Origin of the sequence: Actinopolyspora alba (assembly GCF_900112765.1) — a bacterium.
In the GTDB taxonomy this organism is placed as follows: domain Bacteria; phylum Actinomycetota; class Actinomycetes; order Mycobacteriales; family Pseudonocardiaceae; genus Actinopolyspora; species Actinopolyspora alba.
Genome location: NZ_FOMZ01000041.1, coordinates 1 through 1,070, shown reverse-complemented (window position 1 = coordinate 1,070; position 1,070 = coordinate 1). Strand labels below are relative to the sequence as shown.

Below are 1,070 nucleotides of genomic sequence, written 5' to 3'. Positions count from 1 at the left end.
GAACACAACCAGGAAAGGGAGGTCACGATGGACGCTGACGAGGCGCGCGAACGACTCGAAGAACTCACCGATATCGGAATCGATACCAACATCGGTGAGTCCGCTCATTATGAGCACGTGCTGTTGGACCTGGTGCAATGCGCCGAGAAGGCCAAACAGCAGGACAACCACAAACTGGCCGAACAGCTCGAAGACTTCCTCGAACTCTTCGGGGAACTGTTCACCGATATCCAACAGCTCCACGAATCCTGACGGGAACCCCCTCATGGACCCCACCGAACCGGTCACCGTCGCCGTGACGTATCGCGACGGAACACGAGAGCAGATCACCATGCCCCGTAGCGCTGCCAACCGCGTGACAAACGCGCTCGGTAGCGCGCAACGCGTGCCCTACAACGGTGACGTGCTGGACATGTTCACCGTCACGCACGCCAGGATTGACCCCCAGTGATCCCACTCCCCGGAGCTCCAACGGCTCCGGGGCAGCATTCAGGGAATCCACCCACGGTGCACCCACCACCGATCGCCGGGGTTCTCCGGCTCGTACACGGCGCGCTGCTCGTAGCCATCCACCACCATGTATCCCCCAGCGTCCGGCCCGTCAGTGTCGATGCCCTCGGCGGGGAACGTCATCCCGTCCAGCGGGCCGTATACAAGTTCGATGATATCCGCCATGACGCCACCGTACTGTGTCACCGTTCCGGATGATCTGCCCAGAAACTTTGTCTTTAAGTTTGACAAGGTTTGCGGTTGCCTGTAACTTTGTCTGTGTAAGCGACAAAGTTACAGGCAACGGAGACACCGATGGACTACCGCGCCAGCATCACCAGCACCCGCAACGCCCGTCACCTGGTGATCGAACGAGTGGACGTGCTCGGCGCTACCGAGCACCGCGTGGCCCGTATCCGGCTGACCGGAGGCCCCAACCAGCGCGGCACCTGGGACGAGGTGACCAAGTACCTGTCCGACCGCGGCTTCACCGCGAAGCGGTGGTCCATCTTGCGGAGCGCTGGCGAGGTCCGCTCTATGCTCACCGTCGTCGAGCCCGAGCCCGAGCCCGAGCCCGAGCC

The 1,070-nt window shown here is 62.1% G+C and carries 4 protein-coding genes; 3 read left to right on the top strand and 1 reads right to left on the bottom strand.

The features are described from left to right. Both BM150_RS23585 and BM150_RS23580 read left to right on the top strand, forming a co-directional pair. Positions 1-252: hypothetical protein (locus BM150_RS23585; protein WP_217641920.1), on the top strand; the 252-nt coding region annotated here is incomplete at its 5' end. A gap of 13 nt (positions 253-265) precedes the next feature. After that, on the top strand, positions 266-451 hold the full coding sequence (locus tag BM150_RS23580) for a hypothetical protein (RefSeq protein WP_092930309.1): 186 nt from the start codon (positions 266-268) through the stop codon (positions 449-451). 38 nt (positions 452-489) lie between these two features. Here the strand turns inward: BM150_RS23580 and BM150_RS23575 are convergent, their stop codons facing one another. After that, positions 490-675, bottom strand: coding sequence for a hypothetical protein (locus tag BM150_RS23575; protein ID WP_092930306.1), 186 nt, complete (start codon positions 673-675; stop codon positions 490-492). 129 nt (positions 676-804) lie between these two features. Between BM150_RS23575 and BM150_RS23570 the strand changes: the two genes are divergently transcribed. Beyond that, a partial coding sequence (locus tag BM150_RS23570) for a hypothetical protein (RefSeq protein WP_139219663.1) occupies positions 805-1,070 on the top strand: 266 nt, incomplete at its 3' end.